The sequence below is a fragment of the Shewanella sedimentimangrovi genome (assembly GCF_017354965.1).
Taxonomy (GTDB): Bacteria; Pseudomonadota; Gammaproteobacteria; order Enterobacterales; family Shewanellaceae; genus Shewanella; species Shewanella cyperi.
The window spans coordinates 2445997-2471575 of record NZ_CP071502.1 but is presented as its reverse complement, the minus strand read 5'-3'; the positions used below and the strand labels follow the sequence as shown (position 1 = coordinate 2471575).

Here is a 25579-nt window from a genome sequence, read left to right as displayed (position 1 = left end):
ACCACAGTGGTTAAAACTTAAGTTGAAAACGCATCTGTCTTTGCAACAAGTCATCAAATGGGTCGCACTGCTGGCGGTGTTGGCCGCGTTGCTGTTTGCCTTTTGGCCGCGGCCTGTGCCGGTCGATGTGGCCCAGGTCGGCTATCGGGCGCTGGCTGAAACCGTGAGCGAGCAGGGCCGCACCCGGGTGCGCAATCGCTTTCAGGTGTCGGCGCCGGTGGCAGGGCACCTGCAGCGACTTGAGCTGGAGGCGGGCGATAAGGTGCAACAGGGTCAGCTGCTCGCGATGATCGCTCCGGGAGCCGCCAGGCTGCTCGACAGTCGGGAATACAGCGAGGCGGCAGCGGCCCTGGATGGCGCCCATGCGGCGAAATCCATCAGCCTCGCCCGTCTGTCCCAGGCCCGGGAAAACGTCCGCCTCGCAGAACAAGACAACGCGCGTATCGAATCTCTCTATGCCAACCACAGTGTTGGCCTGGCTGAGCTGCAACGAGCGAAGCGGGATTTTGCCAACGCCCGGGCCGAGGTCGCGGCGGCGCAATCGGAGCTGCTCCTGCGTGAGGCCGAGATCAAGGCCGCCGCCAGTCGCCTCGCCGGCCAGCAGACTCTTACCAATGCAAATGCCAATGGCAGTGGCACCGACATGGGCACCAAAACAAACACTGAGGCCGCTGTGCCCGTGTTGGCACCGATTAGTGGCACAGTGCTGCAGGTGCTGCAAAAAAGCGCCCAGGAGGTGCTGCCCGGCACCTTGTTGCTGGAGCTTGCGGATCTCGACCGTGAACTGGAAGTGCTGGTGGAGCTCTTAACCTCGGATGCGGTGCGGGTCTCTCCCGGCGATGCGGTGGAGATCAATGACTGGGGCGGCGCGCCGCTCAGGGGGACTGTAGATCGCGTCGAACCCGGCGGATTTATCAAGTTTTCAGCCCTCGGGGTCGAGGAGCAGCGGGTCAATACCCTCATTCGCTTCAGCGGCAGCGCCGCCGAGCGGGCCAGACTTGGCGATGGTTTCCGGGTTGATTGCACTATCACCACCTGGTCGGCGGAGCATGTGCTCAGTGTGCCGATAAGTGCCCTGTTCCGCCAGGGGGATGCCTGGGCGGTATTTAAGGTAGTTCACGACCGTCTGGAATTGGTACCACTGGAGATAGGGCATAAGAATGCCAGTTATGCCGAGGTGCTGGCAGGACTTTCGGAGGATGACATTGTGGTCCTGTATCCGGATCCCCAGTTGGCACCAGGGGTGAAGGTCATCCGGCGGGATGAATGACGCTTTGGGATGCGTGCAACATCCCAGGCGTTTGCTTTTGCCGTTAGCCAGGCTAGATGGTTATGCCTATGTTGGATTGGAACACCAAAGATTGGCACTGCGAAAGCGCACCGCAGGTGATTTAGCACTTCCCATTCAGGAAGTTGCATAGAAGCTCAAGATAGCCGCTGTGCCAGCAGCACAACGTCGTGGGTCCCAAACCGCGGGCGCCGAGCCCACCCCCGGGCAAGGTGCCTGGCTTGTCCACGGATAACTTCCTTTTTTAACAGCCAGCTCACCGTCCATGATTCGATTGGCGCTGCGGCGGCACTCATGCAGCCACTGCTGTTCTTCTTGTTATGTCGACATCCGGTTATGTCCCCAGATATAGGGAAGGCTACGAGTCATGCCGACACTGGGTATAGAGCCGGATGGGAGCAGGGAATAGCCGAAATCCATTCAATCAACAATCTGACCCCTGGGGATATTACCCCGGCAGTCGACTAAACTGTTTAATTAAGGTGTGTTTCAGGGCGCCGCCAAGCCATGGTGCAATGGCTGCCCGCGGAGCCTGCTGTCTGCGTCGGGACAACGAAAGCTGCTTTTGTGTGGGGATGTGGCGACGGGCTCCCCTGTGCCGAGGTGAATATGATTAAATCCAAGTTTTTCCTCTGGACCTGGCTGGCCGTCTCAATGGCGGTTTTCCCCGTGATGGCCGAAGGCGATAACGCCGAGCCGGCAACTCCGAGTCCTTCACTGTATGACAGGTTGGGTGGCCTCATGCCCATCAGCGTGGTGGTGAACGATTTTCTGGATGTGTTGGTGGTGGATGATGAGCTTAACCGCAATCCTGCCATAGATGCAGCCCGCAAGCGGGTGCCTGTAGCTTACCTTAAGTACAGGGTGACCTCCATGGTGTGCCAGGTCACTGGAGGAGATTGCGAGTATCGTGGCCGGGCGATGCGAGAAACCCATCAGCATCTAAATATCACCGAGAATGAATGGGACCGTATGATAGCGCTGTTCAAGCAAGTTCTGGCCAAGCATCAGGTGCCGGAGCAGGAAACAGCGGAGCTGTTGGATATCATGGCCTCAACCAAGGCCGACATAGTGATAAGCAAGTCTTAGCCTGTTTCGGGCATGAAAAAACGAGTCGCATGACTCGTTTTTCTACTTTACATAATCAAAAAGCCACCGCTTCAAGGGGCCGATATTAAATCGGCACGGGGAGAAATTCTTAGATGTAATCAGGGCCGAGTACCCACAATGATATATTTGGCTAAATAACCATTTTTCGTTTATGGTTAAGCCACATGGAGGTGATAGCCCGTGTAAAATACTCACTGAAGCAGTTGGTTACATGATAAAGCGCACATTTTTTCGTATGTTGGCTTGTTAAAGTGAGGACACCCGGATGGTGAAATTATTGGCCCGGCAAGGGCAAATAAAGCTCGCCATTGCACGGCGGCCGATGGCAGCAACCCCATAAGAACTGCCACAGACCGTCAAGATTGGAGGAATTGAACGTGAGCAAAATCCTGTTATCAGCCCTATTCGCAGCGTCCATGGCGGCGTTGTCCCTGTCACCCGCAGCGTTTGCTGCCGATGACCAATTGCAATCCGACTTCCATGCTGCCAAGGATGGTTGTGAGGCCTGCCACCAGAACGAGACCATGTCCGAAGACGGCATGTACGAAAACGACAAGTGTGTTTCCTGCCACAAGCCTTTATCTGAGGGCGATGAAATTCATAAGCCCCACGATAATGAGATTGTGTGTACCGACTGTCACGTACAGCACGAGATGAAAGTAGGCGAGCGTCCAACCTGTGACGAGTGCCATGACGATGGTCGTACTCCTGAGTCAACGCTGAAGAAATAACAGCGCAGCTAATGTTAAACGCCGGCCAACAGCCGGCGTTTTTTATTGTGGCGATGACCCGCTTCTGTGGTAGTTTGGAATTTGATGTAACGACATGGATTTAAAAGGAAGTTTGTCATGGCCACAGGAAAGACCGCTACAAGTAAAGGGACGCGCTTCAGATGGGGAAAGCTGGCTGCTTTGCTGGGACTTGTTGCTCTCATTGGTGGCTGTTCCCAGCTGAAAGCGGGTAAAGCACCACCAACGCCATTGCCGTTCAACAATGCGCTTTATACGCCGGTCGCAGTACCTGAGCCATCTCAGTTTATTACCCTGACGGACGCTCAACGTGCAGAGCTTGCTGATTTTGTTGTTCGTCCGGATATTGCCGGGTTACCAGTTTACAAACAGGCACAGCGTTTTCTGGTAACCAAATTGCAGGACTTTGGTTACGAAGGCAAGAATCTGGGGGCCTCTGAGGCGCTGGACTCACTCGGTGGCAACTGCATGAGTCTGGCATTGGTGACGCTTGCTGTTGCCCGGGAGCTTGGCGTGCCTGCTCAATTTCAGTTGGTGCATGAAGCACCAGTCTTGCTGGATATGAAAGACGACCTGATGGTACTTTCGGACCATGTGCGCAGCCTGCTTTACGATGCGCCGATGGACACACCTTTTTTAAGTCCATATTTTGGCGGCTATTCAATAATGGTCGTCGATTATTTTCCATCAGGTAACAATCTGTTTGGCGCTTTGCTTAAGCAAGAGACCTTTATCGCCATGTTTTATCGCAATTTAGCTTCGGATGCCTTGATAAAGGGAGATCTTGCTGCGGCTTATTGGCTTTCCAGAGAAGGACTGAAATGGGATAGCACTTACGTGCCACTCATCAATATTGCGGCCATTATCCACAGACGCAGCGATGATGATGCCTCCGCAGAGGCTTTGTATCGTCATGCCTTGATGCTTGAACCCAACAATCTCAATCTTTTGTCCAACTATCGAACATTGGCTATCCATAAGAAGGATGTGGTTCTGGAACAGTCATTGGTTTCGAGAATGGAGGCCATAGATGAGCACAATGGCTATGATTTTTATCTGCTTGGCCGGGATGCCTTGGTTCGGGGGGAGTATCTTGCAGCGGAGCGCTATTTAACCAAATTTTTAAATTCCACTCCCTATTTCCATCCTGCCTGGTTTGATATTGCCCGGGCCCAGGTCGCTCTGGGGAAAGAGGATAAAGCCAGGGAGGCCTTGCGCCAGGCAATGACCTTGGCATCCCAGGATGAAGATCTGCGAAAGTACCAGGCGAAATTGGCCATGATAAAGACTCAAGCGGTTCGTCACTGAACCACAAGGGTGCAAGCTTTGCACCCTTGTGGTACGTGGGGCGAATGATTGGTTTTTAAAATCACGTAAAATCAAATAGATAAATATTGGCTTATCCCTTGCCTGTCTCCTCTCTCCAATACGAGATGGGAGAAGCCTGTGAGAGAAGTCAACACTACCTGCGCTTACTGTGGCGTTGGCTGTGGTGTCAGCATTGCGCCGGATGGCAAGGGGTTGCATGGGGATGCCAGCCACAGTGCCAACCTGGGGCGCTTGTGTCAGAAGGGTGAGCGCCTGCTGGACAGCTTGCCACTGCCATCCGCCCTGAGATACCCCCGTCTTCACGGCAAGACTACGGACTGGGATTCGGCCATCGCCCTGATGGCTGAGCGTTTTTCTGCTGCCATCCGCGATCACGGCCCCGGGTCCGTGGCCCTGTACCTTTCCGGGCAACTCCTGACCGAGGATTACTTCGTCGCCAATAAGCTCGCCAAGGGCTTTTGGGGCTCGGCCAACGTGGATACCAATTCCCGCCTGTGCATGTCGGCGGCGGTCAGCGCCCATCAAAGGGCCTTCGGTGAAGATCTGGTACCCGGCTGTTACCAGGATTTTGAGCAGGCCGAACTGGTGGTCTTGGTGGGCTCCAACGCCGCCTGGACCCATCCAGTGTTGTTTCAGCGATTGCTGCGTGCCCGTGAGTCCCGTGGCACGAAAATAGTGGTGATTGACCCGAGGAAAACCGCCACAGCCGCCCAGGCCGATTGGCACATCTCCCTGCCACCCGGCGGGGACCTTGCGCTGTTCTCCCTGCTATTGCTGGAATTATCCCGTCAGGGCGCGGCAGATCCCGCCTATGTCGAGGCCCATACCCAGGGGCTTGATGCCACCCTGGCCAGCCTGGACGCTGCCTTGGCGGATACCGGCGCCGCCGCCCGGGCCCTGGGGCTGTCCCTGCCTGAGCTACAGAAGCTGGTGGATTTGTATCGCGGCAATAAGGTGGTCACCGCCTTTTGCCAGGGGGTAAATCAGCAGGTACAGGGCACAGACACCATCAATGCCATCATCAATTGCCATCTGCTGCTGGGACAAATTGGCAAGCCGGGCTGCGGTCCTTTCTCCCTCACGGGGCAACCCAATGCCATGGGTGGCCGAGAGGTGGGGGCGCTGGCGACCCAGCTTGCCTGCCACCTGTCCTTTGGCGACGCCGAGCGGCAGTTGCTGCACGGCTTCTGGCCCGGCAGTCAACTGCCGGATGCGCCGGGATTAACCGCCACCGAACTGTTCCGGGCCATGGCGGACGGTAAAATCAAGGCCGTGTGGATCATGGCGACCAACCCCATGGTGTCTCTGCCGGACCGGGAGCTGGTGCAGCGGGCGCTGCAAACCTGCCCCTTTGTTGTGGTGTCGGATATCACCCCAGATACCGACACGGCGCAGCTGGCGCACCTGCTGTTACCGGCGCTGGGCTGGTCGGAAAAGTCCGGCACTGTGACCAACTCGGAGCGCACCATCAGCCGCCAGCGGGCCTTCAGAGCGCCCAAGGGGGAGGCGAGGGCCGACTGGCAGGCGGTGTGCGCACTGGCCCAGGCCATGGGCTACGACGGCTTTGACTATCCCTCAGTGGCAGCGATTTTCCGTGAGCATGTGGCGCTGTCCGCCGTGGTTAAAGGCGTCTTCCCGGAAAAACACTTCGATATCTCGGCCCTCGCCACTTTGAGCGATGAGGCCTACGAGGCCATGGCGCCACTGCGCTGGCCCGTGGGCGCACAAGAGCCGCGGCTGTTCGCCGATGGCCGATTCGCATTCAAGGATGGCCGGGCGCGCTTTGTGCCTCCGGCAGTCATGCCGTCTTTCCCGGCAATCAAGGCGGCGCCGGCTATCAATGAAAGGCCGGCCAGGCTCACCTTGGAGCCGGGCAACTTCCAACTGAATTCGGGCCGCAGTCGCGATCAATGGCATACCCGTACCCGCACCGGCCACGTTGCCGCCCTGTGCCGCCAGGAATGGGAGCCGCAGCTTTATCTGGCCCCCAAAGATATGCAAGCGCTCGCGCTCAAAGAGGGGGACCTGGTCGCGCTGACTATGCAAAAACAGACAGAGCAGGCCGATGGTGTAGCGGTAAAAACCTCGGAGCTAAAGCCCTCGGAGCTAAAGAATGTGTCCAAGGCGGAACTGTTTTTGCCGGTGAAAAAGGACGACAGCCTGAAACCCGGTCATCCCTTTGTCTCCATGCACTGGACCGGGCAAGAGCTTGGCTCGGGTGTCAACGCCGTGGTTGCCGCCGAGGTGGATCCCATCTCCCGTCAGCCCGCTTTCAAGGGGCAAAAGGTGAGGCTCAACCCCCTCGGATCGGTCTGGAAGCTGGTGCATTACGGTGAGCTGGCATCCGGGCAACTGCAGTATCTGAGGCGCCAGAAACTGTGTCTTGAGTCCGGCGCTGCCGAGGTGTTCTATTTTCCACCCGGCGTCGCGCCCGAGGGCAACCCGGGCCGACAGCTGAAGGCTCTGCGCTGGCAGCTTAAGGCTGGCCAGAAGACGATTTGGTTGCAGGCCTGGATCCGCGACGAAACCCTGGCCGGTTTCAATATCGCCGCCAAGGGCGACCTGCCGCTGGACCATATTGCCCTTGCCGCCATGGTGGGCAGGCCGCTTGACGGTGCGCTGCTCAAGACGCTGGAGTCCCAGGTCCTGGCGGGTGACAGCCCCCTGGTATGCCTGTGCCGGGGCGTCAGTCGTCAGGGGATTGAAACGGCGTTGGCACAATGTCCGGACGGTTCGGAGCCATTGCTTTGGGCCAGTGAGCAAACGGGCTGCGGCAGTGGCTGTGGCAGTTGCCTTGGTGAAGTCAGGGCCATTGCCGATGAATTTCTTATGTCTGCGGAGGTATCCCATGGCTGATCTGACGTCCTTGATTGGCGCCCTTGGGGGCGAGTTTTTACCCGGCACTGTGGTACTGGCGGGGGCCGGCTGTGGTGATGTGGGCAGTCTGACCCTGGATGTGCTGGCGCTGCTGCGCCGCTGTGATGCCCTGGTGTATGACGCTCTGGTGGACGAGTCTGTGCTGGCACTGGCGAATCCCGGGGCCCGGCACATAGCCATGGGCAAACGGGCCGGTGGCCAATCGGCGCACCAGGATGAGATTAACCTGTGTCTGGCAACGCTGGCCGGTGAGGGACTCAGGGTGCTCAGGCTCAAGGGCGGCGACCCCGGCGTCTTTGGCCGCGGCGGCGAGGAAGCGGCGTTTTTGCTGACACGGGGCATTGATTGTCGCTGGCTGCCCGGTGTCAGTGCGGCCCTGGGCTGCGGTGCCGCTGCCATGATCCCCCTGACCCACAGAGGACTGTCGCGCTCGGTCACCCTGATCACAGGTCGCCAAATTGGCGGCGATGCCAGTCGTCACTGGCAGCAATCCCTGGCCCTTGGCAGCACCCTGGTGTTTTACATGGGCGCCACCCAGGCCGCCGCGATTGCCGCCAGTCTCAAGCTTGCCGGGGCCGATGGCGCCTTGCCCTGCGCCCTGGTGCGCGACGGTGGTCGTCCCGGACAAAGGCTCGAATTCTGTTGCCTTGATGAACTTGCCACCGCCGCCAGAAGCCTGGGGGGTGATGGCCCTTGCCTTATCATGGTGGGGGAGGTCTGCGCCATAGGTGAAGAGCTGACCGCACTGCGGGCGGAGCTGGGCAGGTTGACCGCGACGGAGGTGGCCCATGGCTGACGGATTTGATCACAGCGCCAAGGCGTTGCTTAGAGCCATCGCCTGCGGCCCGAAACGGGCACGGACCCTGACGTTGGAGGAAAGCCGCGCCTTGCTCCTTGGCTGGTCGGCGCAGGAGGTCACCGACCTGTCCCTTGGCGCCGCGCTGATGGTGATGCGCAGCCGCGGCGAAACCCCGGCCGAGGTGGCGGGGGTGGCGCTGGCGCTGCGCCACTTGATTGCCTCCGCTGCCGGGGAAGACGCAAATGCAACCCCTGGTGCCGGCGCCAGCTCTACTCCCTTTATCGATTGGCCCTGTTATGCCGGCAAGCGTGGCCAGTTTCCCTGGCTGCTGTATGGGGTAAAACGCTTGCAGGCCGAGGGCATTCCTGTGCTGTTGCACGGCGATGATGGCCGCGATGCGCAAGCGCCCGGCGGCTATAGCCGCCGCAGCCATGTGGGGCAGGCGCTGCACCATGTGGGGATCCCCACCGCAACTTCAGTTGCCGAGGCCCGCGCCTTTATTGGGGATGGTGTCAGTTGTTACCTGCCACTTTCGGCGATACTGCCGCGTTGGCGCGCGCTTGGCTCACTGCATGCCACCCTGGGTATTCGCAGCTTGCTGACCCAGGCGCTGAAATTTATCAATCCCTTGAATGCGCCCCTGGGCATGCGGGCCTTCTTTCACCCCAAACTGGAGCAGCACTACGCCGAGGTGATTGCCTTGATGGCCAGGGAGCAGGGGCACGGAGCGCGGCAGTTGTTGTTCCGAGGTTTTCAGGGCGAGGCCGAACCCAATCCCAGGGTGGAGACCGAGTTGTGGCACATTGATGCAGAGGGTGCCTGCCCGCGTGGGCCTTCCTGGTTGTTGCCCGCCTGTGCCCCCGAGGGCACCCAGGCCAGCCTCAATGCGTTGGCCGACGATGCAATGGCGCACCGGCAACTGGGGGCATCGGCCTTGCCGGGTGCCGGCGATGACACCTGGCAGGGGGCCTGTGTCCGGGCGTCCCTGGCCGCCGCCTATCTGCTGACGGAACGGGCGGACTGCGCCGACGCGGCATTGGCACTGGCCTACTCGGGCAAGGCACAGGGTTCCGGGCCCGTTGGCCGGCTTTGTGCCCTGATGATGGCCGAAGGGGTGACCGAGGCCGAAGCCCTGGGATTGCTGCGGCGCCACTCGATGCACACTGGCCAATCCATGGAGGTGCTGGCCGATAGCCTGCTGCGCCAAAGGAGTGCAGTTGCCCAATAATGACGCACCGGTACAGGGATGCGCACCCGAGTCACAATGAAATAGTAAGTAAAAACAGCAAGATAAAAAGTGGCACGGCCTGTGCCTTATGAAAAGTGGCTTCCATCGTTCGGTAAGCCTGACCTGCGGTCAATTTGGGGCGCCAAGCCGCCCCACTCAATTTGAATCTTATGGCAAAGGCGCCTCGCTCCCATTCCCGGAGCAGGTGCCTTTTTTGTTTTCTGGAGGTCTTATGTCCAATCACAAACCCCGGGTCGTCGTGGTCGGCAATGGCATGGTGGGGCACCACTTTGTTGAATATGTCTGTGAGCAGGGCTGGCAAGGCCGCTGGGACTTGCTGGTAATAGGTGCCGAGCGCCAGATTGCCTACGACAGGGTGCAGTTGTCGTCCTATTTTCAGGGCCGGGCCCTGGATGAGCTGGCCCTTGGCACCGAGGCCCAATACCGGGCCTGGGGCGTTGAGCTGAAGCTGGGTTGCAAGGTGGTATCGCTGCACCCGGAAGATAAGCAGTTGACCCTGGATAGCGGCGAGACCCTGGCCTATGACCATCTGGTGCTGGCCACAGGTTCTTACGGCTTCGTGCCGCCCATTCCCGGTGCCGACAAGGAGGCCTGCCTGGTGTATCGCACCACAGAGGATCTGCTGGCCATCGAAGCGGCGGCCAGGGATTCCCGCTCCGGAGTCGTCATAGGCGGCGGTCTGTTGGGACTGGAGGCGGCCAATGCGCTCAAGAGCCTGGGGCTCAAGACCCATGTGGTGGAATTTGCCCCCCAATTGATGCCGGTGCAGCTGGATGCCGAAGGCGGCGAGCTGCTGCGCAGCAAGATTGAAGCCCTTGGGGTGTCGGTGCATACCGCCAGGGCAACCAGTGCCATCCTCGACGGTGAAACCGCCCGCTTGCGGCTGTCTTTCACCGACGGCGAAATCCTGGAAACCGATATGCTGGTGTTTTCCGCCGGTATTCGTCCCTTTGATGAGCTTGGCAAGGTCGCCGGGTTGGCCCTGGGCGCCCGGGGTGGATTTGCCGTCGATGGCCTGATGCGCACCAGTGCGCCCGGGGTGTTTGCCATCGGCGAGTGTGCCAGTTGGCAGGACAGGATCTACGGTTTGGTGGCCCCGGGCTATCAAATGGCCCGCATTGCCGCCGACACCCTGATGCATGATGCCTTCGGCGCCGCCTTGCCCGAGGCTTTTGTTGGCGCCGACATGAGTACCAAACTCAAACTGCTGGGCATAGACGTGGGCGCCATAGGCAACAGTCGCGGCAACGACGAGCTGCCCTTTGTGGAGTTCAGTGATGCGGTCACGGGCGTCTACAAAAAACTCTGGCTCGACGAGTCCGGCACCAGGCTGGCCGGCGCATTGCTGGTGGGCGATGCCAGCGACTATGGGCGCCTGCTTGGCCGCTACCTCGGGGGCAGCGTCATCGACGGCAGCCCGGCGGCGCTGCTGTTGGGCGAGCCTGCCAGCACCAGCGCCGATGCCCTGGTGTGCTCATGCCATCAGGTAAGCCACAGCGCCATAGTCAAGGCGGTCAAGGACGGCTGTGAGACCCTGGGCGACATCAAGCGCTGCACCAAGGCCGCCAGCGGCTGCGGCGGCTGTGGTCCCGAGGTGCAGAAAATTATCGACACCGCTCTGGCTGAAGCCGGCAAGGCACGCGACAGCTCCCTTTGTCCCCATTTCGGTTACAGCCGCCAGGAGCTGTTTCACCTGTGTGCCCTGGAAGAGATCAAAGACTTCGATACCCTGCTGACGCGCCATGGACGCCCCGGCGCCCATCCCTATGGCTGCGCCGTCTGCCAGCCGGTGGCGGCCTCCATTTTTGCCACCCTGCACAACGATCATGTGCTGGGGGACGACAGGGCCAGGCTGCAGGACACCAATGATGCCTTCCTTGGCAATCTGCAAAAGGACGGCACTTACTCCGTGGTGCCCCGCATCGCCGGCGGCGAAATCACCCCGGAAAAACTGATAGTGCTAGGGGAGGTGGCCCGGGATTTTGATCTCTACACCAAGATCACCGGCGGCCAGCGCATCGATTTGTTCGGGGCCCGCCTTGAGGATCTGCCTGCCATCTGGACAGTGCTGGTGGAGGCCGGATTTGAAACCGGTCATGCCTACGGCAAATCCCTGCGCACCGTGAAGTCCTGCGTCGGCAGCACCTGGTGCCGTTATGGGGTGCAGGACTCGGTGTCCATGGCCATCACCCTGGAGCACAGGTACAAGGGGCTGCGCTCTCCACACAAACTCAAACTGGCGGTATCCGGTTGTGCCCGGGAATGCGCCGAGGCCCAGAGCAAGGACATAGGGGTGATTGCCACCGACAAGGGCTGGAACCTGTATGTGGGGGGCAACGGCGGCATGCGGCCCCGCCACGCTGATCTGTTTGCCAGTGATCTGTCCGACGAAGCACTCATCGACTGTATCGACAGGATACTGATGTTTTACGCCAGCACCGCCGACCGGCTGCAACGCACCTCGGTCTGGCTCGAGTCCCTCGAAGGTGGCGTCGACTATCTGCGTCAGGTGGTGCTGGAAGACAGCCTGGGGCTGGGGGCAGAACTCAGTCGCCGCATGCAACAGCTGGTGAACGGCTACCGCTGTGAGTGGAAGGCCGCCATCGAAGATCCCGCCATCCGGCGCCGCTTTGTGGAATTTGTCAATCCAGCACCAACCGCTGCGCCTGAGCTGCCCTACCGCAGGGTAAGGGGCCAGAAAATGCCGCTGACCCCAGCCCAGGCCAAAGATTTGCGAATTGATATCAAGGAGTTGTCATGAACTGGACCCAAGTGTGTGAAAAAGAAGCCCTGCCCGAGGGCGCCGGTGTCGCTGCCTGGCTCGGCAGCCGTCCGGTGGCGATTTTCAATTTGGGCCACCGCGGCCTGTACGCCCTGGATAACCGCTGTCCGGCCACAGGCGTCAGCCTGCTCGCCCGGGGCCAGGTGTGCGAGCTGGCGGGGGAGCTGTATGTTTGCTCGCCCCTTTACAAACAACATTTTCACCTGACAACCGGTGAATGCCTGGAAGACACAGAGCTCAATGCCATCCCCATTGCGGTGAAAGCCGACGCAGCAGGGGTGTGGCTGGCCGGGGAGGGCGCATAATGGACAACAGATTCAACCTCTTTTCCTTCAGCGGACGCATGCGGGTGCTGCATCTGAGCTGGATTGCCTTTTTTGTGACCTTTGTGGTCTGGTTCAATGCGGCGCCGTTGCTGGGCCCCATAGCCCAGAGCCTGGGGCTCAGCAAGGAAGAGGTTAAAACCTTGCTGATCCTCAACGTGGCCCTGACCATTCCGGCCCGGGTCATCATAGGCATGGTGACCGATGCCTATGGCCCCCGCCGGGTGTACACGGCGCTGTTGCTGCTTTGCAGCCTGCCTTGCTTTGCCTTTGCTATGGCGGACAGCTTCACCGAACTGGCCCTGTCGCGCTTTTTGCTGGGCTTTATCGGCGCCGGTTTTGTGGTGGGGATCCGCATCATAGGTGAGTGGTTCCCGGCGCGGGAACTGGGCTCCGCCGAAGGGATCTACGGTGGCTGGGGCAATTTCGGCTCGGCGGCTGCCGCCTTTTGCCTGCCGCTGGTTGCCCTCTGGTTTGGCGGTGACGATGGTTGGCGCTATGCCGTGGGCCTGTCGGGCTTGCTGTGCCTGGGGGCCGGCGCCGCCTTTTATTGGGGCGTGCGCGATACCCCCAAGGGTTCAACCTACTTCAAACCCAAGCAGTCCGGCGCCATGGAGGTCACCAGCAAGGGCGATTTTTACCTGCTGTGCCTGATGAAGTTGCCCATGTACGCCACCCTGCTGTTGCTGTGCTGGAAGTTGTCCCCCAGCGGCGTCGGCCTGCTCGGCAGTACCAGTGTCATGCTGTGTGTGGCCTTTTTGCTGCTGGTGCTGGCAGTGGATCTGCGTCAGACCTTCAGGGTCAACCGCAAGATTTTCCATGAGCCCGTGCCCGAGTATGAGCGTTATTCCTTCCGTCAGGTGGCTGTGCTCAACGTGCTCTATTTCTCCACCTTCGGCTCTGAGCTGGCGGTGGTGTCCATGTTGCCGCTGTTTTTCCGCGACACCTTTGGGTTGGGGCTCGCCGAGGCGGGTATGGTGGCCTCAAGCTATGCCTTTATGAACCTGATGTCGCGCCCCGGAGGCGGCTACCTGTCCGATAAGTTTGGTCGCAAGACAGTGCTGCTTATTCTCACCACGGGCCTTGCCGTCGGTTACTTCACCCTGGCCCAGATAGGCAGTGAGTGGCCGCTGACACTGGCGGTGGCCGCCGTGATGGCCTGCTCCTTCTTTGTGCAGGCGGGGGAGGGCGCGGTATTTGCCGCCGTGCCCCTTATCAAGCGCAGGTTGACGGGCCAGATAGCCGGTATGACCGGCGCCTATGGCAACGTGGGGGCGGTGTTTTTCCTGACCCTCTATTCCCTGGTGTCGGTGGAGGCATTTTTCTATGCCATTGCGGTGTCGGCGCTGTTTGGTCTTATCTGCCTGGCCTTTATGACCGAGCCCAAGGGACACATGGCCGAGGTGGATGCGGACGGAAGGGTGACACTGATCAGTGTCGGTTGAGGACTCATAAGTGTCGATTGAGGACAGGTCTTGAGTGCAGTAGCAGAGAACTTAAGCGCAGCAGAGAAAATGGACTTGCCCCTGGGGCATGCCCCGGGCGTGATAGCCGGGGCCTTTTCCTGTGCCGGGCGCAAGGCTGAGAATGAGGATGCCCTGGGGGTGCGCTTGCCGCCGGAGGGACTGGGGGCCACCAAGGGGGTGGCCGCCGTTATCGCCGATGGGGTCAGCGCCGCCGAAGGGGGCGGCGAAGCGGCACGGGTGGCGGTATCCGCCTTTCTTGGTGACTACTACAGCACGCCCCAAAGCTGGGGGGTGGAAACGGCGGCACAGAAGGTGATAGGTGCCATCAACCACTGGTTGCTGGGGCGGGGGCGGGACTACCGGGACGCGGGGCGCGGCTTTGTCTGTACCTTCAGCGCCCTGGTGCTCAAATCCCGCAGCGCCTTTTTCTTCCACGTGGGAGATGCCAGGCTCTATCGCTATCGCCGCGGCCAACTGGAGCGGCTGTCGCGGGATCATTGCGTGGGCAACAGACTAAGCGGTGGCCACTTTCTCACCCGGGCGCTGGGGCTGGATGCCAGTCTGGAGCTGGATCACCGGGTGCTGGCATTGGAGGAGGGGGATCTCTTTCTGCTGCTGACCGACGGGGTCCATGGCAGCCTGAGCGACAGGCAGATTATTGATGAACTCCAGCGTGACCGTGATGCTGCGCTCGACAGCGAAACCGCGCTTGATGAGCTCAGCGAAACTCTGGTGCAAAGGGCGCTGGCCAATGGCAGCGGCGATAACCTGAGTTGCCTGTGCCTCAGGGTGCAGCAGTTGCCCGCTGTCACCCGTGAGTCGATGTTTGTGCAGCTGTCGGAACTGCCGTTTCCGCCGCCCCTGGTGCCGGGGCAGAGCCTGGATGGCCTCAGGGTGTTGCGCATTCTGCACGAGAGCCGCCGCAGTCAGGTGTATCTGGTTCAGGATGAGGTCAGTGGCGAGCGCTTTGCCATGAAAACCCCCTCGGTCAATTTTATCGACGATGGCGCCTACATTGAGCGCTTCCTGCTGGAAAGCTGGATTGGCAGCCGCTTGAGCCACCCAGGTGTGATTCGCCACTTCCGTCCCAAGGGCGCGCAGACGGCGCTCTATACCCTGAGCGAGTGGTGCGAGGGCCTGACCCTGACCGAGTGGGCGAAGGCCTGTCGCCCGGGCTTTGAGGAGAAACTCAGGGTCATAGGACGGATAGAGCAGGGACTGCGGGCCTTTCACCGCAAGGATATGATCCACAGGGATCTTAAACCCGACAATCTCTTGGTATGTGCCGATGGCCGGGTCAAGATCATCGATTTTGGCAGTGTGCTGGTGCGTGGCGTCGAGGAAATTCACAGCACCATTGCGCGGGAGCAGGTTCTGGGCACAGCCGAATATTCGGCGCCGGAGCTGGTGCTGACCGGCCGGGCCGATGTGCGCTCGGATCTGTTTTCGCTGGCGGCGCTGGCCTATGAACTCTTTACCGGCGAGTCGCCCTTTGCGGGCAAGCTGGCGGGCTGTCAGGGCCAAAAAGATTACCAAAGGCTGGAATATATCCCTGCCCAGGTGTTTTGCCCGTCGTTGCCGGGGTGGGTGGACAGGGCACTGGAGCGGGCTCTGTCCCTTGATGCCGACAAGCGCTTTGCCGACAGCCACGAGTTTTGGTTGGCCCTGTCGACGCCAACTGTGGCTGCACAAGGGCCTTTACCCTGGGCGACCAGGACTCCCGAGCAGTTTTACCGCAGTCTTTGCCTGGCGCAGCTTTTGATCATATTGCTCTTGCTGCTACTGCTGCTTGCCTGAATGTGAGTTGAGGGCATCGGCCGGTGCGCCCCGCAGCCATTTTTTGCCCGAGAACATGGCAGAAATCAGCCCGCCCTGGCGTCGGCAATCTGTGTAAATGACAGCGGCGATGTGCAGCAGCGCGAGCAGCCACAGGCAAAAAACGCCGTAAAGGTGCACTGTGCCTATCATGGACTTGAGCGGCTTGAGCGCTTCGGCCTTTACTGGGTCCACATAGGTGTTGTCATAGGGCTTTATGGCGGCGGGATCTTCGCCATCCCTGACCAACTGCTGCTGGATACTGCTGCCAAAGGGCGGGAAATAGATATCGGTCCCGGCACGGAACAGGCCTGTGGTGGCAATCAGCAGCATCAGCAGCACCATGGCCCCCACAGCAAACTGCCCCTTGGGGTTATGACCCAGGTACTGGGGCGATTCGCCCCGGGCCAGCGCGGCTTTGTAGGCCTTGAGTTTTTTCATGGTGGCAGGGCCGGCGAACAGCTGCCCCAGGCTGCCATACCCCTTGGCAAACAGGCCATAGAGCAAGCGACAGACCAGATTGGCGACAAAACAATAACCCACCAGCACGTGGGCCGTCTTCAGTCCCACTCTGGCGTCTGTGCCATTCATACCCAGCTCGCCGCGGAACAGCATCAAGAGCCCGAGCACTGTCATCATCAGCACCAGCAAGAGATTTAACCAGTGAAACACTCGCACCGGCAGTGGCCAGACCCGGTACTCGTGCACCTGAAATTCTGCCGGTTTGTTTTCGGGGGCTGTGGTGTTCTTGTCCATGTTCATATCCATGTCGATGTCCGGTTGTGGTGGCAAGAGTTTCATCATAGGCTTGGGGGGCCGGAATAAAAAAGTCCTGGCCTCTCTTTGAATCGGAGACAGCTTAATATTAGCCGCTCCTACGCCCATGGTGGTAAGCCCGGTGCGTGGACCTTGGCCCCGATGTCGGAGATGGGGGCTTCTGCGGCACAGCAGACTGCCAAAATGAATTCTGTTGGCATAAGCTGTCGATTTAGTGTAACTTTTTGCCGTTATGCTAGGATGGGTTCCGGTACATCATGGTCTTTGCCGGACATACACGGAGGTTGTATATATGTTCAAAATCATTCACTGGATGGTGGTGTCGCGTTCGCAATTGCTGGCGGATCTGCTTGATTGCAGATGGCCCCAGGAATTTTTGGTCAAGCTCGCCAAGGTTCAGCCCGAAGACATGGCCGATCGTCTGTATCAAAGCCAGGTGTCCCTGGTGGTGATGGATCTGGCCACAGTGGATCTGCAAAAAGCCTATCAACTGCAACGCCTGATTGAGCGTGAACACGCCGGGATCAAGGTGATCTTTGTCCATTTTCCCCGTCAGGTGGATGGCCGCTTCCTGATCCATCAGTCGGTGACCGCGGGGGTGTTTTACGCCGATGCCAGTCTGGCGGACATCAGCGAAGGTCTGGGGGAAATCCTCAAGGGCCGCAGCCAGATCCCGGCCACACTGCAGGGCAATGGTGCCGATGAGGCTGAGCTGGACAGCGACAGGTTGACCATTCGCGAGCGTGAGGTGCTGCAGGCGCTGTTATCCGGCAGCACCAATCTGGATATCGCCAATCAGCTGTTTGTCAGCGAAAGTACCATCAAGACTCACCTGTACCGCGCCTTCCGCAAGATTGGGGTATCGAGCCGTGGCCAGGCCATCGCCTGGGCCCAGACCCATCTGCACGAGGTTCAATTGTAGAAAGGTGCAGTTGTAAAAGGTGCAGTTGTAGAAAGGTGCAGTTGTAACAGGTGCAGTTTTAAAAAGCACTCTGGTTCAGGACATAAAAAAACGGGGCTAGGCCCCGTTTTTTATTGTCTGCTTTTTATGGCCCAGGGCTTAACAATCGAGCCAGGCCTTGATTTTGCTTTCATCTTCCAGGTGCAGCGACACTGTATCCAGTGGCGCTGAGCGCAGCGGCAGTGAGCCCGTCATCAGCTCGTCACGGCGGAACCAGTGCAGGGTGATTTCACCGCCAGGCTCAAAGCCCTGCAGCAGGCTTTCAAAGTTGCCATTGACCTGCAAACCGTCGGCGGCGATCAGCAGATCGCCGGCGCTGAGTCCGGCACTGTGGGCGGCTCCGCCCTCGGCGACCGTCTGGATGCGCACCCCCAGGCCCTCGGCCTTGTACTTGGCGCCCAGGCTCAGCTTCAGTGGTGTTGGCTTGCCGCCGCCATTGTCGCTTTGACCCGAGGCGGCCCTCAGCTCCATCCTGACGCCAAATTCCGCCAGCAGTTCGGCAAGCGGCAAATCTTCTGTGTTATCAAGCCAGGCAAACAGCTCGGCGGCATCCCGTCCCAGCAGTTCACTCACCAGTTGCTGATGGGTGTCATCATCCGTGCCTATGGCGGTCAGGCCGTGGCGCTGCCACAACAGGCGCATCACATCGTCGAGGGACTTGCCGGCATCGCGGCGCAGCACCAGATCCAGCATCAGGGCAAACAGGGCGCCCTTGGTGTAATAGCTGACGATGGCGTTCTGGGCATTCTCATCCTGCTTGTAGAACTTGGTCCAGGCGTTGAAGCTGGAATCCAGCAGGCTCTGCTTGAAGCGGCCCGTGCCACGGTAGACCCGGGTCATGGTCTCGCTCAGCATGTCCAGATACTGGCTCACATCGACCCGGCCGGCCCTCAGGGTCAGCAGATCGTCATAGTAAGAAGTGATGCCTTCATAGGCCCACAGCTGACGGGTATAGCTCTCGGCCGCCAGTTCATATGGCAAGAAGCGCTTGGGTTTGATGCGCTTGACGTTCCAGCTGTGGAAGTACTCGTGGCTGCACAGGGACAGGTACACCCGGTAGTCGCGGTTGACCTCGGCATCCTGGGTCAGGGGCAGATCCTTGCGTGAGCATACCAGGGCGGTGGAGCTGCGGTGCTCCAGGCCGCCAAAGCCATTGTCCAGCACGGTCGTCATGAACAGGTATTCACTGAAGGGCGCCGGGGTGGCGAACATGTCTATCTGGGTTTCGCAGATGGCCTTGAGATCCTGGCACAGGCGGTCCATGTGGCAGCGATGGCGACCGCTCAGCACCACATGGTGTGGCACGCCGCGGGCCTCAAAGCTTGCCAGGGTGAAATCACCCATCTCCACCGGATGATCGATAAGGGCATCGTAGCTTTCGGCCTCGAATTCGCCAAAGCCCCAGGCCTCGCCGCTTGAGCGCGGCAATGTGGTGGCAAGGCGCCAGTGGGCCAGTGCGCTGTCCTTGGGAGCGCTGATGCTGACCCTGTGGGGCAGCTGCTCCTGACCTTCCACCGCCAGGAACACGCTGGAACCGTTGAAAAAGCCGTGGGTCATGTCGAGGTGAGCGCTGCGCACCGAGAGGTCAAAGGCATAGACCTGATATTTGATGCTGACCGGCGCAGTGCCGTTACAGTCCAGCTGCCAGGTTTGCTTGTCCAGTTGGGTAATTCCGACCTTGTGGCCCGCGGTGCTGGCGCTCAGGCCAATCAGGTTACGGGCGAAGTCGCGCACCATGTAGCTGCCGGGGATCCAGGCGGGCAGGGTGAGGCGCTGGTTTTTCGCCGGTTGGCTCAGCAGCAGGGTAACGGAAAACAGGTGGGCCTTGGGATCGCAGGCGTCAATCTGGTAATGGATCATGGGTATAAATCCTGGGGAAATTCAGTGGCAGCCATGCTGCCAAAAAAGCCGCTGCGACGCAAACGCCGTGCGGTCCGGCCAGCTCAATCCGGGCTGCAAAAGGGAAAAACGTCTTGACCCGTCTGCCTGTGCCGCTCGCGCAAGGCGCTGGCTTGCTATTATAATGTCATTGAATTCTATGGCAGAAGCCTAACTATCATCACTCAGCCCCAGTCGGAGTCCAAGATGGCCGAAGAAACCATTTTCAGCAAAATTATTCGCCGTGAAATTCCCGCCGAAATTCTGTACCAAGACGATTTGGTGACCGCGTTTCGCGATATTCATCCCAAGGCGCCGACCCACATTCTTATCGTGCCCAATCACCTGATCCCCACGACCAACGACGTCAAGGCCTCGGATGAATTGGCTCTGGGCCGTATGGTGACAGTGGCGGCCAAGCTTGCCGCCGAGGCGGGCATTGCCGAGGACGGTTACCGCATTATCATGAACTGCAACCGTCACGGCGGGCAGGAGGTGTATCACATTCACCTGCACCTGCTGGGCGGCGCGCCCCTTGGCCCCATGGTGAGCCTGCGCTGATGAAGGTCAATCCCGAGTTCTTTCCCCTGACCGAGCTGGCCAGCCGTTTTGTCAATCAGCTGGCCCAGTGCCGGCGCCTGGGCTTGTCGGTACTGGAGGCCAGTGAGCACCATGTGCTGATTGAACTGCCCTACAGCCGCGCCTTGATTGGCTATCCGGACACCGGGGTTATCCACGGTGGGGTGATCACCACCTTGATGGACACCGCCTGCGGCTGCGCCGTGGTCTGTGCCATTCAGCAGCAATTCGGTTCGCTGGAGATTTCACCCACCCTGGATCTGCGGGTGGACTATATGCGCCCGGCCGAACCCAACAAGAGCGTCTACGGTTTTGCCGAGTGTTACCGCCTGTCATCCAACATCGCCTTTACCCGCGCCATCGCCTACCAGGACAGCATAGATAAGCCAATCGCCCATGCCGTGGGCGCCTTTATGCGGATCAGTCCGGAAATGGTGGGTGAGAAGTTCCGCCAGGCGCTGCTGGAGCCTGGGCATGTGCTGGGGCCACAGGTGCAAAGCCTGCAGGCCGAAGCCCAGAAACCCGGGGATGGCGCGGCCGCGGCCCTGGATGTGAAGCAGATAGTGCGTCAGGTAACCGAACTTAACGACTTCAGCCCCCTGCTGGAGCAGGTGCCCTATGCCCGCTTTATCGGCATGGAGGCTTCGCGCTTTGGTGATGAACTGGTGTTCCGCCTGCCGGCCAAAGACACCAACATAGGCAATCCCGTGGTACCGGCTATCCACGGCGGTGTGATTGCCGGCTTTATGGAAATGTCTGCCATAGTGCAGCTGATGGTGTTTATGCAGACCTCCAGGGTGCCCAAGGTGGTGGATTTCTCCATCGACTACCTGAGGGCCGGTTACCACAAGGATACCTTTGCCGAGTGCCGCATCACCCGCCAGGGGCGCAGGGTAGCCAACGTCAACATCAACTGTTGGCAGACCAATCGCAAGCAACTGGTGTCCACCGCCAGGGCCCACTTCCTCATAGATTGAGCGACGGCCTTGAAGTGCTGAAATCGGCGCCGTGACAGGGCGCCGATTTTCATTAATGGCTTGCAACAAAAGTATCACTTTGCTTTTTGACTCGGGTATAATCCTCGCTGCCAAGGGGTGTCTGCCGATTGCAGACTGAGATGTCACATGACAAACCCTTAGAACCTGATCCGGCTGATACCGGCGTAGGAATGGGCCATCTGCACACTTCTAATCCGCTAAAGCGTTGCCGGATCTCAAACCAGACATTTGAGGTCCTATTTTGAGCAAGACATCGTTCAGTAAAAGTTTTTCTTCTCAGCTCCTGACCAAGGCGCCTGTGGCCCTGGCGATTGCGGCTGCCCTGGGCTCGGTCGCGGTACAGGCCGCCGACGCGCCTTCCGACAAGGCCGGTGCCGATCCCGAAGCCATGGAAGTCATGTTGGTGACCGCCGATTTTCGCGGTATTGCGGTGGAAAAAATTCCCTCCAGTGTGACCGTGATAGATGCGCAGAAAATCGAGGATGAGGGCGCCCGTCATTTTGAAGATCTGCTCGGCACTGTGGCCAACTTCAACTGGTCTGGCGGTACTTCCAGACCCCGCTATTTCCAAATTCGCGGTGTTGGCGAGCAGGAAGAATACAAGGGCGCGCCCAACTCCTCCATCGGCTACCTGATTGATGATATCGACCTGTCGGGTCTGGGTATGGTGTCCAGTATGTACGACATGCAGCAGGCGGAAGTGCTGCGCGGCCCCCAGGGAACCCGCTACGGCGCCAACGCCCTTGCCGGTCTGATTTACCTGAAAAGCAAGGACCCCACAGAGACCTTTGAGCACGGCGCCAGGGTGTCGCTGGGTAATGACAATCTGCGCACCTTCAGCGGTTTCAGCTCAGGCCCCATGATGGACTCGGGGGAACTACTGTATCGGGTGGCACTGGAGAAGCATTATCAGGACGGCTTCCGGGACAACCCGTATCTGGGACGCAGCGACACCAACGAACGTGACGAACTGTCGCTGCGGGCCAAGCTGCGCTGGTATGCCAGCGACACCACCCAGGCCGATCTGGTGCTGATGCACGCCAACTTTGACAACGGTTACGATGCCTGGACGTTGGACAACAATGGTTTCGATACCCTCACCGATGCGCCGGGCACAGACAATCAGCGCAGCACAGGCATAGGCCTCAAGCTGCATTTCACCGATATTGAGGGGGCCGAACTGACCTCGCTCACATCCTACGCCGCCACCGATCATCACCATGGCTATGACGGCGACTGGGCCAACCCCGAATTCTGGGCGGCGAGACAGTGCGTCGATGATTACGATGTCAATGGCAACGGCGACTATGAGGAGCTGTTGCCCTGTCAATACGATTACACTTGGGACAAGCGCGGTGACAGGGCCACAGTGTCCCAGGAATTTCGCCTGACCAGCACGGATGCGGGCCGTATCTTTGATGGCAGCACCGACTGGTTGCTGGGACTCTACGGCATGGATCTCAAGGAGGACAATAACACCGAGTCCTTCTACAACGCTTGGCCCGATGAAATGCTTATCTCCAGCTACGAGGCCCGCAACCTGGCGCTGTTTGGCCAGCTCGACAGCGATCTCGGCCAGGGCTACAACCTGTCGGTCGGTGCGCGTCTGGAGCGTCGTCATGCCGATTACAGTGACGATGCCGGTGATGCCTTTGACCCGTCCGAAACCATGTGGGGCGGCCATATTGCCCTTGGTAAGGCCCTCAACGACAACCACAATCTCTATCTGCGATTGGCCCGCGGCTACAAGGCCGGTGGTTTCAACATGTCGCTGCCGATGGAGCTGGCCGACAAGAAGGAGTTTGATACCGAGATCCTTTACAACTATGAAATCGGTCTCAAATCCAGCTTCTTCGAGGGCAATGCCGACACCAAGCTGGCGCTGTTCTACATGGACAGACAAGATCAACAGGTATCCGCTTCCCAGCAGGATCCCGATAAGCCGCAGCGCTTTATTCTGTTTACCGAAAACGCTGGCAGCTCCAGCAACTACGGCGCCGAGCTGGAAGGTAACTGGTACGCCAGCGACAACCTGCACTTTTACGGCAGTGTAGGCTATCTGCAAACCGAATACGGTGACTACAGCTATCAGGACAAGTACGGCGGTGAGGTGGATCTCAGCGGCCGTGAGCTGGCCCATGCCCCCAACTGGACCTGGGCGGTCGGTAGCACCTGGCGCAGCGATCGCGGTTTCTTTGTCAACCTCAATGCCAACGGCAAGAGCCAGTTCTACTATTCTGACTCCAATGATTCCAAGTCCAAAGGCTATGGGGTAGTGAACGCCAGAATGGGTTACGAGGCCGATGCCTGGTCCCTGTTTCTCTGGGGTCGCAACCTGCTGGACAAGGAATACGGGGTGCGCGGCTTCTACTTCGGCAATGAGCCGGACAATGGTTGGGCCGATAAGCAATACATACGTTATGGCGATCCAAGGGCCTTTGGCCTGACCTTTGATTTGCGCCTGATGTAATCCGCAGAAAACAGGGGGGCCCGGTTAACAGCGGGGCCCGCCGGAGGAAAAAAGTAATGAAACTGACAGCCGAAATCAGCATGTACCCGCTTAAGGAAGACTATGTGGCTCCCATCCGTTGGTTTATTCAGCGCCTGGACAGCTATCCCAATATTGAGCGCCGCACCAATGCCATGGCGACCCAGGTGGTTGGGGACTATGCCGAGGTGATGCAGATGTTGACCACCGAGATGCAGGCCGCCCACCAGCAGTTCGGCAAGGCGGTATTTGTCTGTAAATTTATCGGTGGCGCCCTGGATCTGGGCCACAGCGAGTGACGGACGTGGCAGAAGCAATGACGGCCTGGTTTGGCGCCCTGATGACCCCCTTGCAAACGGCGCTCGGTGAGATGCAGGCCATGACGGTGTGGGAAGGTGTGGCCGTGCTGTTGGCGCTGGCGTATCTGCTGCTTGCCATGCGCGCCAGCATCTGGTGCTGGGCGGCGGCGTTCCTCAGCACCGCCATCTACACCGTGCTGTTTTTCAAGGTGATGTTGCTGATGGAATCCTTGCTCAATGTGTATTACATGGCCATGGCCTTCTATGGTTATTGGCAATGGAGCAGGGGCGGGGAGCGACACCACGGGGTGCAGGTGTGCAGTTGGCCGCTGGCAACCCATTTACGCTTGATTGCGCTGACCTCCATCGTCAGCCTGGCCGTGGGCTATCTGATGGCCAACTTTACCCAGGCCTCTTTTCCCTATCTGGATGCCGCCACCACCTGCTTTGCCGTGATGACCACCTATCTGGTGGCCCGAAAAGTGTTGGAAAACTGGCTCTATTGGGTGGTGATAGATCTGGTATCCATTTATCTCTACCTCAGCAAGGGGCTGATGCTGACGTCCTTGTTGTTTGTGCTTTACGTGGGCCTGGCGGTGGGGGGATTCTTCCTCTGGCGCAGCACCATGGCCGAGGAAGCCGAGGCTGTTGCCGGATGATGTCAGTGCTGCCGGCCAATGCCTTGGCCTTTGTCGCCGCCCAGGGATTGGCACAGGCCACTGTTGAGCCCCTGACCCTGGGACTCAGCAACAGCAACTATCGCCTGAGCCTTGGTGACAGTCATTGGGTGCTCAGGGTGAACTCAGCCGCTTGCAGCGCCTTTTGCCAGCGCGAGTTCGAAGCCGCCAACTGGCGTCTGGCCAGCGATGCCGGTCTGGCCCCCAAATTATTAGCCGTCAGCGCTGACGGCCAGTGTTATCTGGCCCCCTGGCTTGAGGATGGCAACTGGCATGAGCTCAATACCGAACTGGCTTGGCGTGAGTGGCACTCAGCTGATACCGAGCAAGAGCATGATCTCGAGCCTGAGCGCTCGGTGCGGGCAAGGCTGTTGTTTGAACTGCTTCAAGGCCTGGCAACCTTGCCCGTGCCCGCCAATCACAAAGGTTTCAGCCAGCAGTGGCAGGATTATCAAGGGGCTTTGGCTGGCTGCTCGTTAAGCTGCCCGGATGCGGACGGCGAGTGGCTGAGGGCCCATGGGCAGTTGCAAGCGAGGCTGCCTACTATCGAAGCTCACCTGGCGCGTTTGGAGCACAGGCGTCTGCCGTTGCAATATGCCCACAGGGATCTGTCACCGCTCAATCTGCTGCATCACGAAGGCCGACTCTTCGCAATCGACTTTGAATTCAGCTGTGCCTCCCACCCGCTGTGGGATCTGGCGACCGTGCTGGCATCCCATCAGTTGAGCGCCGCAGAGCGTAGCGGATTGGCGCAGGATTATCTGGCCTGGCACCCACAGTTGCAGCCGCAAGATACCACTCTGCTGGGGGATGCCCTGGCCATGCACTGGCATTTCGCCGCCATCTGGGCGCTGTTGATGGCGGCCGGCAGTGGCGACAAGGTGTTTCTGCTGTGGTTTGACAGATACCTGCAACTGGCCAGTGCCTGAGCCGGCATTTGATCTGGTTTTCGTTATGCACAGCGTATTTTGCTGTCATATGCCGGGCGCTGTTGATGGCGGCCGGCAGTAACGACAAGGTTTTTCTGCTGTGGTTTGACAGATACCTGCAACTGGCCAGTGCCTGAGCCGGTATTTGACTCGATTCTCTCCATGCACAGGGTATTTTGCTGTCATATACCGGGCGCTGTTGATGG

20 protein-coding genes and 1 riboswitch are annotated in these 25579 nt (G+C 59.2%); of the genes, 18 read left to right on the top strand and 2 right to left on the bottom strand.

Annotation, left to right across the window (positions count from 1 at the left end):
- The first annotated feature begins 40 nt into the window (after window positions 1-40).
- The 11 genes from JYB85_RS10765 (at window position 41) to JYB85_RS10715 (ending at window position 15769) form a co-directional block, all read left to right on the top strand.
- A complete protein-coding gene (locus JYB85_RS10765; RefSeq protein ID WP_207379305.1) occupies window positions 41-1270 on the top strand; it encodes an efflux RND transporter periplasmic adaptor subunit in 1230 nt (409 codons plus the stop codon).
- A gap of 627 nt (window positions 1271-1897) precedes the next feature.
- Window positions 1898-2377, top strand: coding sequence for a group I truncated hemoglobin (locus JYB85_RS10760; protein WP_207379304.1), 480 nt, complete (start codon window positions 1898-1900; stop codon window positions 2375-2377).
- A 398-nt stretch (window positions 2378-2775) separates the two neighbouring features.
- The gene (locus JYB85_RS10755) at window positions 2776-3129 is read left to right on the top strand and encodes a cytochrome c3 family protein (protein WP_207379303.1); all 354 of its coding nucleotides are present in this window, start codon (window positions 2776-2778) and stop codon (window positions 3127-3129) included.
- Between the two features lie 117 nt (window positions 3130-3246).
- Entirely contained in the window at window positions 3247-4455 is a 1209-nt protein-coding gene (locus tag JYB85_RS10750) for a tetratricopeptide repeat protein (RefSeq protein ID WP_207379302.1), read from the top strand.
- 138 nt (window positions 4456-4593) lie between these two features.
- Entirely contained in the window at window positions 4594-7332 is a 2739-nt protein-coding gene (locus JYB85_RS10745; RefSeq protein WP_207379301.1) for a nitrate reductase, read from the top strand.
- Entirely contained in the window at window positions 7325-8149 is an 825-nt protein-coding gene (gene cobA / locus JYB85_RS10740) for a uroporphyrinogen-III C-methyltransferase (protein WP_207379300.1), read from the top strand. The genes JYB85_RS10745 and cobA overlap by 8 nt, the downstream gene beginning before the upstream one ends.
- Window positions 8142-9380, top strand: coding sequence for an ANTAR domain-containing protein (locus tag JYB85_RS10735; RefSeq protein ID WP_207379299.1), 1239 nt, complete (start codon window positions 8142-8144; stop codon window positions 9378-9380). The genes cobA and JYB85_RS10735 overlap by 8 nt, the downstream gene beginning before the upstream one ends.
- Window positions 9381-9612: 232 nt before the next feature.
- Window positions 9613-12162 (top strand): nitrite reductase large subunit NirB, encoded by a 2550-nt coding sequence (gene nirB, locus JYB85_RS10730; RefSeq protein ID WP_207379298.1) that lies wholly within the window; start codon window positions 9613-9615, stop codon window positions 12160-12162.
- On the top strand, window positions 12159-12488 hold the full coding sequence (gene nirD, locus JYB85_RS10725; protein WP_207379297.1) for a nitrite reductase small subunit NirD: 330 nt from the start codon (window positions 12159-12161) through the stop codon (window positions 12486-12488). The genes nirB and nirD overlap by 4 nt, the downstream gene beginning before the upstream one ends.
- Entirely contained in the window at window positions 12488-13951 is a 1464-nt protein-coding gene (locus JYB85_RS10720) for a NarK family nitrate/nitrite MFS transporter (RefSeq protein ID WP_207379296.1), read from the top strand. Before nirD ends, JYB85_RS10720 begins: the two co-directional genes overlap by 1 nt.
- Window positions 13952-13981: 30 nt before the next feature.
- Window positions 13982-15769 carry a bifunctional protein-serine/threonine kinase/phosphatase gene (locus JYB85_RS10715; RefSeq protein WP_207379295.1) on the top strand — a complete coding sequence of 596 codons (1788 nt, stop codon included), beginning with the start codon at window positions 13982-13984 and terminating at the stop codon, window positions 15767-15769.
- Here JYB85_RS10715 and JYB85_RS10710 read toward each other — a convergent pair.
- Entirely contained in the window at window positions 15752-16591 is an 840-nt protein-coding gene (locus JYB85_RS10710; RefSeq protein WP_228730081.1) for a cytochrome b/b6 domain-containing protein, read from the bottom strand. The two genes, JYB85_RS10715 and JYB85_RS10710, sit on opposite strands and share 18 nt — an antisense overlap.
- A gap of 265 nt (window positions 16592-16856) precedes the next feature.
- On the opposite strand from JYB85_RS10710, the gene JYB85_RS10705 reads away from it, so the two are divergent.
- The gene (locus JYB85_RS10705) at window positions 16857-17486 is read left to right on the top strand and encodes a LuxR C-terminal-related transcriptional regulator (protein WP_207322715.1); all 630 of its coding nucleotides are present in this window, start codon (window positions 16857-16859) and stop codon (window positions 17484-17486) included.
- Between the two features lie 138 nt (window positions 17487-17624).
- Here JYB85_RS10705 and JYB85_RS10700 read toward each other — a convergent pair whose 3' ends face one another.
- Window positions 17625-19385 (bottom strand): M61 family metallopeptidase, encoded by a 1761-nt coding sequence (locus JYB85_RS10700; protein ID WP_207379294.1) that lies wholly within the window; start codon window positions 19383-19385, stop codon window positions 17625-17627.
- A gap of 225 nt (window positions 19386-19610) precedes the next feature.
- On the opposite strand from JYB85_RS10700, the gene hinT reads away from it, so the two are divergent.
- The 6 genes from hinT (at window position 19611) to JYB85_RS10670 (ending at window position 25373) form a co-directional block, all read left to right on the top strand.
- Window positions 19611-19964: a purine nucleoside phosphoramidase gene (gene hinT / locus JYB85_RS10695; RefSeq protein ID WP_207322717.1), complete on the top strand. Its 354-nt coding sequence runs from the start codon at window positions 19611-19613 to the stop codon at window positions 19962-19964.
- On the top strand, window positions 19964-20959 hold the full coding sequence (locus tag JYB85_RS19070; RefSeq protein ID WP_207322718.1) for a PaaI family thioesterase: 996 nt from the start codon (window positions 19964-19966) through the stop codon (window positions 20957-20959). Before hinT ends, JYB85_RS19070 begins: the two co-directional genes overlap by 1 nt.
- Window positions 20960-21062: 103 nt before the next feature.
- Window positions 21063-21168: riboswitch (TPP riboswitch) on the top strand.
- A 50-nt stretch (window positions 21169-21218) separates the two neighbouring features.
- On the top strand, window positions 21219-23450 hold the full coding sequence (locus JYB85_RS10685) for a TonB-dependent receptor (protein WP_207382037.1): 2232 nt from the start codon (window positions 21219-21221) through the stop codon (window positions 23448-23450).
- A 56-nt stretch (window positions 23451-23506) separates the two neighbouring features.
- Window positions 23507-23767, top strand: a complete 261-nt coding sequence (locus tag JYB85_RS10680; RefSeq protein ID WP_207379293.1) for a YkoF family thiamine/hydroxymethylpyrimidine-binding protein — start codon at window positions 23507-23509, stop codon at window positions 23765-23767.
- A gap of 17 nt (window positions 23768-23784) precedes the next feature.
- Window positions 23785-24426, top strand: coding sequence for a nicotinamide riboside transporter PnuC (gene pnuC / locus JYB85_RS10675; RefSeq protein WP_207382036.1), 642 nt, complete (start codon window positions 23785-23787; stop codon window positions 24424-24426).
- Window positions 24423-25373 (top strand): phosphotransferase, encoded by a 951-nt coding sequence (locus JYB85_RS10670; RefSeq protein ID WP_207379292.1) that lies wholly within the window; start codon window positions 24423-24425, stop codon window positions 25371-25373. Before pnuC ends, JYB85_RS10670 begins: the two co-directional genes overlap by 4 nt.
- Window positions 25374-25579: the final 206 nt, after the last annotated feature.